Source organism: Pseudomonadota bacterium, from assembly GCA_030860485.1.
Taxonomy (GTDB): Bacteria; Pseudomonadota; Gammaproteobacteria; order JACCXJ01; family JACCXJ01; genus JACCXJ01.
On the sequence record JALZID010000019.1, the window covers coordinates 1 to 6984 of the forward strand.

8 protein-coding genes are annotated in these 6984 nt (G+C 61.4%); 7 read left to right on the forward strand and 1 reads right to left on the reverse strand.

The window, feature by feature from the left end; translation table 11 throughout:
- The 7 genes from M3461_00775 to M3461_00805 all read left to right on the forward strand — a co-directional run.
- Positions 1–498, forward strand: a 498-nt coding sequence (locus tag M3461_00775; protein MDQ3773015.1) for a transposase, incomplete at its 5' end; no start/stop codon positions are given.
- 537 nt (positions 499–1035) lie between these two features.
- On the forward strand, positions 1036–1974 hold the full coding sequence (locus tag M3461_00780; GenBank protein MDQ3773016.1) for an alpha/beta fold hydrolase: 939 nt from the start codon (positions 1036–1038) through the stop codon (positions 1972–1974).
- A gap of 17 nt (positions 1975–1991) precedes the next feature.
- On the forward strand, positions 1992–2699 hold the full coding sequence (locus M3461_00785; GenBank protein ID MDQ3773017.1) for a hypothetical protein: 708 nt from the start codon (positions 1992–1994) through the stop codon (positions 2697–2699).
- A gap of 186 nt (positions 2700–2885) precedes the next feature.
- The gene (locus M3461_00790; GenBank protein ID MDQ3773018.1) at positions 2886–4229 is read left to right on the forward strand and encodes an alpha/beta fold hydrolase; all 1344 of its coding nucleotides are present in this window, start codon (positions 2886–2888) and stop codon (positions 4227–4229) included.
- Between the two features lie 62 nt (positions 4230–4291).
- A complete protein-coding gene (locus tag M3461_00795; protein MDQ3773019.1) occupies positions 4292–4846 on the forward strand; it encodes a class I SAM-dependent methyltransferase in 555 nt (184 codons plus the stop codon).
- 5 nt (positions 4847–4851) lie between these two features.
- Positions 4852–5091, forward strand: a complete 240-nt coding sequence (locus M3461_00800) for a hypothetical protein (protein MDQ3773020.1) — start codon at positions 4852–4854, stop codon at positions 5089–5091.
- Between the two features lie 153 nt (positions 5092–5244).
- The gene (locus M3461_00805; protein MDQ3773021.1) at positions 5245–6324 is read left to right on the forward strand and encodes an alpha/beta hydrolase; all 1080 of its coding nucleotides are present in this window, start codon (positions 5245–5247) and stop codon (positions 6322–6324) included.
- Between the two features lie 25 nt (positions 6325–6349).
- Here M3461_00805 and M3461_00810 read toward each other — a convergent pair.
- A partial coding sequence (locus M3461_00810) for a transposase (protein ID MDQ3773022.1) occupies positions 6350–6984 on the reverse strand: 635 nt, incomplete at its 5' end.

Consider the following 6984-nt stretch of genomic DNA (forward strand, 5'->3'; position numbering starts at 1 on the left):
CGTGCCTCGAAGGTGCAGCAAAAAAGCCTCAAAACCCACATCGCCTGGTTGGACAAGCGCATCGAGGAGATCGATACCGATTTGAGGCAGCGGTTACGTGCAAGCCCCGCCTGGCGCACGAAGGATGGCCTCCTGCGCAGCATTCCAGGCGTGGGAGCCACGACCTCCGCGACCCTGCTCGCCAAACTGCCCGAATTGGGCACCCTCGACCGCAAAGGGATCGCCGCACTCGCGGGCCTCGCCCCCCTGGCCAACGACAGCGGCAAACAACGGGGCAAGCGGGTCATCTGGGGCGGGCGTGCCGAGGTACGCTGCGTGCTGTACATGTCGGCCGTCGCTGCCATCCGATGCAATCCCGTCATCCACGCCTTCGCTCAACGCCTCAAGGCGGCCGGGAAACCCGCTAAGGTGGTGATCGTCGCCTGCATGCACAAGCTACTCAGCATCATGAACGCCATGCTTAAATCCAACACACCCTGGAACCCTACATTCGCTTGACAACAAACACGGTTGCTCACCCATCTCGGCTTGTCCGCCCGGGCACCGCCCCGATCGCCCGCGCGGTCATTCGACCGACTCCAAAGGGCCTGATCCCGGCCGCGAACCCCCCTCCCATCCGGCAACTCCCTGAGCCGAGCCCCTTTGCCCTGCACTTGCCTGAGAGGCCAAAACGCTCCGGATCCGGGCGCCTCGGACCGATGAATCGCCGGAAAAATCCCCGATCCTGGACCGACGGTCGCGTACTTGACAACCCACAGGTCCATCTCGTACTCTTCCTCTCGCCGAAAAAGGGCGTTTAAAATCCCTATTCTCTGACAACCCACAGGTCCATCTCGTACTCTTCCTCTCGCCGAAAAAGGGCGTTTAAAATCCCTATTCTCCGACCTGACTCGAGTCGCAGGCACAAGCAACATCTAGTTGCCAGATTACTGAAGTAACGGTTATCGTACGCATGTTCAATGTTGCATCACCGCAACTCGCTGTTGCGTCTAGCGGTTCAACTTAACCCCGCGCCGAAATCAAGAGGGAATTGCAATGTACAAATTGCTCGATCCGTTCGGCATTGCCGCCGCCTGCGGGAAAGTGCAGGAGGCGTGGTGGGCGCATCCTTTTCTCCTGAACGAGGACCTGACTCGGCTTGGTGCGCGCTCGTTGGCGCTCGCCACCTGGCAACGGATGGCAGGAGTGCCGGGTAGCGAAGACCTTGTGCCGGCGGCGGCTTATGACGAACGCTTTAAATACCCTTTATGGAGTCAGAACCCGTATCTCGACACCCTCAAAGAATATTATTTGCTGTACTCGCAATGGCTCGTGGACGCGATCTATAGAACCCCCGAGTTGCCGTACGAAATAAAACACAAGGCAACCTTTTGGACGGGTGAATTTTTGAACAGCATAGCGCCGACCAATTTTTTTTGGACGAACCCTGAAGCCATGATGCGCGCCATTGAAAGCGGCGGACGAAGTTGTCTCGACGGATGGCTCAATTTCGTTGCCGATGCCACCGCCGGAAAGATCAGTATGGTGGACGAGAGCGCCTTTGAAGTCGGCATTAACATCGCAACTACGCCGGGCGCGGTCGTGTACCGCAATGAGCTGGTCGAGCTGATCCAGTACGAGCCCACCACGGCTAAGGTGCATGCGACGCCGATCGTGATCGTGGCGCCCTGGATCAACAAGTATTACATCCTCGATATCAACGAGCGGTATAGCCTGGTGCGCCATCTGGTAGGGCAGGGATTTACGGTGTTTGTGACCAGCTGGAAAAACCCTGGCGCCGACATGCGCGACACGACTTTCGATGACTACATCCTCGAGGGCGTACTGGCGTCCGTCAACGCGGCGCGTGATATCTGCGGCTCCGCGCAGGTGCATCTCGCCGGCTACTGTATCGGCGGCACGCTCGTTACCGCGCTGGCGGCGTGGCTGCAGCGGGCACCCGATCGCGAGACCCAGTCATCTGTCGGCATATGACTCTGCTAACTACGCTCGTGGATTTCTCGGAACCCGGTGATATGAGCGTGTTTATCGATGCCGATAGCTTGGACGCGCTCGATGATCTGATGGCGCACCATGGCTTTCTCGACGGCAAAGACATGGTGATGTCGTTTCGCAGCCTGCGTTCCAAGAGCCTGATTTGGAATCACTGGGTGCAAAACTATTTGCTGGGTGAAACGCCGCCGGCATTCGACGTGCTGTACTGGAACTGGGATTCCACCCGTATGCCCTACGCCATGCACTCGTTTTATCTGCGCGAGTTCTACCTGCACAATAATCTCATGCAGCCGGATGGCCTTACGCTCGGCGGGCGGCCCATCGATCTAGCCCGGATTACGCAACCGATTTACGCCGTCGGCACCGAGCAAGACCATATCGCGCCCTGGAAGTCCGCGTTTAAGATCTGCGCGTTGGCGAAAGGGCCGGTACGTTTTGTGGTCGCAACGTCGGGGCACATTATGGGTGTACTGAGTCCGCCGGTCGATCCGCCGAAGCGCGGCTACTGGATGGGGGATGCCACCGGCCGTGACGATCCGGACAGGTGGCTTGCGCAGATCGAGAAAGCGTCCAACTCGTGGTGGACCGACTGGGTTGCATGGCTCAAGCCGCAATGCGGTGGTCTGCGGACGCCGCCGACCTTGGGCAATCAAAATCATCCGCAGTTGGCGCCTGCCCCCGGCGATTACGTGCTGGAACGCTAGGTGACTAGACGCTCTTGACGTGGCCGGGGGTTTGCAAACAAGTGGGTGTGGGGCGATCCTGCCTCACACCAAAGTCATCAGGGTCGTTTATGACCCCCATCCCATCCAAATAGGAGTTAATCGATTATGAGTCATCAAAACCCACAGGTGCGTAATCGTAATAAAGTCCACGAAGCGAGTCGAACCATGTTCGACGCGCTGCAAGGCATGGCTGAAACTACGATCAATATCTGGCGGCAAGTGGGCGACGTGCAACGCAAATCCTTCAGTGACGCGGTCGAGGCGACCCAGGCCCAGTTTCAGCTTATCGGCAAGGTGAACGCGCCACGCGAATTCGCCAATGAGATGTATTACCATGAGTTAGGCAGGCAGGCGTCCACACTACTCTTCGGGGCGTTAAAAATACTCGACTGCGACGATCCGGTGACGATTCGCGCCAGGAAGTACGTCACGGGCACGCACGTGATCCTCCGGGAGATCGACGTCGAGACGGCGGCCGCACCCAGGGACGTGGTCTGGACCAAGAACAAGGCCAGGCTCTACCGTTATAGGCGCGCCGACGGCGGCGACGGAGGGAGACGCCCGGTGCCGGTGCTTTTGACCTACGGTTTCGTACTCAAGCCGTACGTCTTTGATTTGACGCCGGGCAACAGCGTGGTGCAGAACCTGGTGGAGGCGGGCTTCGACGTCTACATGCTCGACTTCGGGGTTCCGGGCCAAGACGACGCGGGGTTGGCGATCGAGGACCTGGTGCTCGATTACTTGCACGGCGCGGTGCAAAAAGCCATCGAAATTTCAGGCGCCGCCGAGATCAGCCTGCTCGGGCATTCCCAGGGCGGCACGCTCTCTGTGATGTACGCCTCCCTGTTCCCTGACGGCCCGCTCAAGAACCTCGTCCTGCTCTCCGCGCCCACGGAATTCGCGCCGCGCAATCCGGAACCTATCGGCCTCTGGACGTACACGAGCCGCAACGGCGGGGCGATGTTCGATCCGGTGATCGTCCCCATGTTTCTGGGGAACCTGCCAACGGGCCTTGCGAGCGACGTGCTCGATCTGGGCGTCTCCTGGATGGCCAACGGCGCCGGCACGGTCTGCCGGTCCTTCAGCTTTGGCGGTTACGACGTGGCGTTGCGGCAGATCCGCGACCAGGCAGGGAGGGATGTTGCCGTGCGTTCGTGGCTGGCGGCGTGCAAGTGGGTCGACGATGCCGCGCCGTTTCCAGGCGAGACTTTCCGGACCTGGATCGAGGACTTGTACCAACGGGACGAACTCGTCAGGGGAAAGGTAAAGCTGCGCGGGCGCACGGTGGACCTCTCGAACATTCGGTGCGCCGTGTTCAATGTCTCGGGCAAGTGGGACTACGTCGTACCCCCTTCCCAGACCAAGGCCACGACCGCGCTCGCGCGCAGTTCGGTTAAAGAGTCCATTACGCTGGACGCCGGACATGTGGGTATGTTCATAGGGCCGGCGGCCGCGGACAGACTCTGGCCCCGTCTCGGGAACTGGCTCGAGGCCCGCTCGGGCAATTAGAAGGGGTGACCCAAGTGACAGCGGACGCTCCGTCCAATCCCATAGCCCCGACTTCGCGGTGGATGGCGGCCGCGCGCGCCCGCGAGAGCGAGCGGGCGAATCGACTGTTCGACGACCCGTTTGCCGCCGCGCTGGCCGGCCCCGAGGGCTTTGCCTGGCTGGACCGCATGAAGTCCGCCGCGGGGTCGGGCGGGCCGGAGTTGTACCCCGTGATCCGCACCCGCTTCTTCGACGAGTTCCTGCTGGACGCCTGCGGGAACTCGGGAGTGCGTCAGGTGGTTCTCGTGGCGGCGGGCCTGGACACCCGCGCTTTCCGTCTGGACTGGCCGCCACAGACCCGGTTGTACGAGATGGACTTATCCGAGGTACTGGAGGCCAAAGACGCCGTGATGAAAAAGGCCGGAGCGCAGCCGAGCTGCGAGCGGCGCACGATCCGGGCAGATCTAAGACAGGACACCTGGCCGGAGGCGCTCCTCGCCGCCGGCTACCAGCCGCAGAGTCCGTCGGTCTGGCTCATAGAAGGTCTCCTCTTTTACCTGCTCAGGGCCGCCGTGCATGCGCTCCTGGAGAAAGTCACTGCGCAAACGGTGACCGGCAGCCTGCTCGGTTGGACGTGATGAACATGGGTCTGTTCTTTTCTCCGCTGGCGTGGCCGCAGCAGCTCGCCCTCGCCTGGCAGGGCGCACCGGGGCGGTTCGGGACAAACGATCCTGAGACCCTACTGGCCGACCACGGCTGGGAGGCTGACGTGATACAAACCGGCGCCGAGGGGGCCAATTTCGGGCGGTGGCCTGGACCGATTCTGCCCATGTGGGCGCCAGGCCTGCCGGGAAGCTTCCTGGTGAGGGCGCGTCGCTTGTAAACAGCGCACAAGGGTTTGCCGGGGGCTTGTCAATCTCCTCGCGCCGCGCATCGCGAAGCTATGGGGGCAGGCCTAGACCGCGAAAAAGTATCGATATAGCTCGCGGGACGAAGGCTTTCGCGAGCAAGATGAACCAACAACAGGAGGTAACGCATGGCTGATCTTGACCTGCTTAAAGGAGTCGCCGCCAAGACCGTAGACACCCCGCGACTGAGGACGTATCTCTTGACCGGCGGCGCCGAAGGGGGGGCGCCGATCTTTTTTGTTCACGGCAACGCCTCCTCCTCGCGCTTCTTCGAGGAAACCTTAGCGGCGCTGCCCAAGGAAGGTCGTTACGGGGGTGTCGCGCCCGATCTCAGAGGGTTCGGCGACTCGGAAACGAAGCCGGTGGACGCCACGCGAGGCCTCGCGGACTTCTCCGACGACCTTTACGCGCTGGCGGATGCGCTTGGGTTCGGAGAACAGAAGATCCATCTGGTCGGCTGGTCGGTGGGGGGTGGAATCGTCTTGCGCTACGCCTTGGATCATCCGGACGGCGTGGCCTCGCTGATCCTCATAAACCCGTTGTCGCCCTACGGGTTCGGGGGCACCGAGGACGCCTCCGGTACTCCGTGCTGGCCGGACTACGCCGGCTCCGGGGGGGGATTGACCAGTCCCGAGTTTATACAACGCCTGAAGGCAGGCGACCGGAGCGGCAAAGACCTGAATTCCCCCCGCAACGTGATGAACGGCATCTACTTCAAGCCCCCTTTCAAGGCTTCAAAGGAGCGGGAGGAGGTTCTCCTCTCCTCCATGCTCGCCACAAAAGTGGGGGAGGGCAACTATCCAGGGGACGCAACGCCTTCTAATAACTGGCCGCACGTGGCACCGGGCACCAAAGGTATGAACAACGCCATCTCGCCCAAATACTGCGACCTACAAGGCTTCGCCAGGATAGACCCGAAGCCTCCCGTGCTCTGGCTCCGCGGCGCCGACGACATGTTCGTCTCCGACACCTCGCTCCGGGACTTTGGCTACCTCGGACAACTGGGGCTCGCCCCGGGATGGCCGGGCAAGGAGGTGTATCCCCCGCAGCCCATGGTCTCCCAGACCCGGGCGCTGCTGGAGGCGTACGTCCAAAACGGGGGGCGTTATCGAGAAGCAGTGATCGAAGACTGCGGGCACTCGCCGCACGTCGAGCGGCCTGAGGCGTTCCGGCGGGGCCTCTTCGGTTTCATCGAGAAGTATTCCTGACATCCCGAGCACGAACAGTGAATTCTCAACCGACGGAAAGTCTCTCGACCTCAACATTGCCGGTAAATGAGCGTGCGGCCGTGTAACTATTACAAAAAGGAGCGTCACTGCAGATGAACCGCAGCGCCGCGCTACGCTCCGAGCCCAGCCAGTGGAAGAACGTCAACAGGATCTTTATCGTACGCTTCTCCCCTACCCACAAAAGCCGCTTGCAGTGGGCGTCGATCTGGTAGACCACGGTCAAGTATCGATGGCCCCGCCCCCAGGCGATCTCGTCGATGCCAAGAGACTGGATCTCCGACAGATCCAGGTGCTCCCGGCCATAGGCCACCGCCATCTCGACCGCACCGAAGACCACGTCCCAACTGCTTTGGAAGACCTCGGCCACCTCCTTCCAGGAAAGACGCTTCGCCCAGCTCGCCAGAAACCACGCGTAGGTCCGGGTCACCGGATGTTTGCCCTCCGCCCAGGGTATCTCCTCCACCCGTACCCCGCAGCGCGTACACGCCACTCGTCGCGGCACATAGACCAAAAACACCTTCATCCCCCAAAACGGGACGAACTCGAAGCGCCGGGCCGGCAACCTGTCGTACCCCGGGCCGCTCTGCCCACAGTCCGAGCACACCGGCCCGCTATTGGCCCGAGGATGCAGTTCCACTT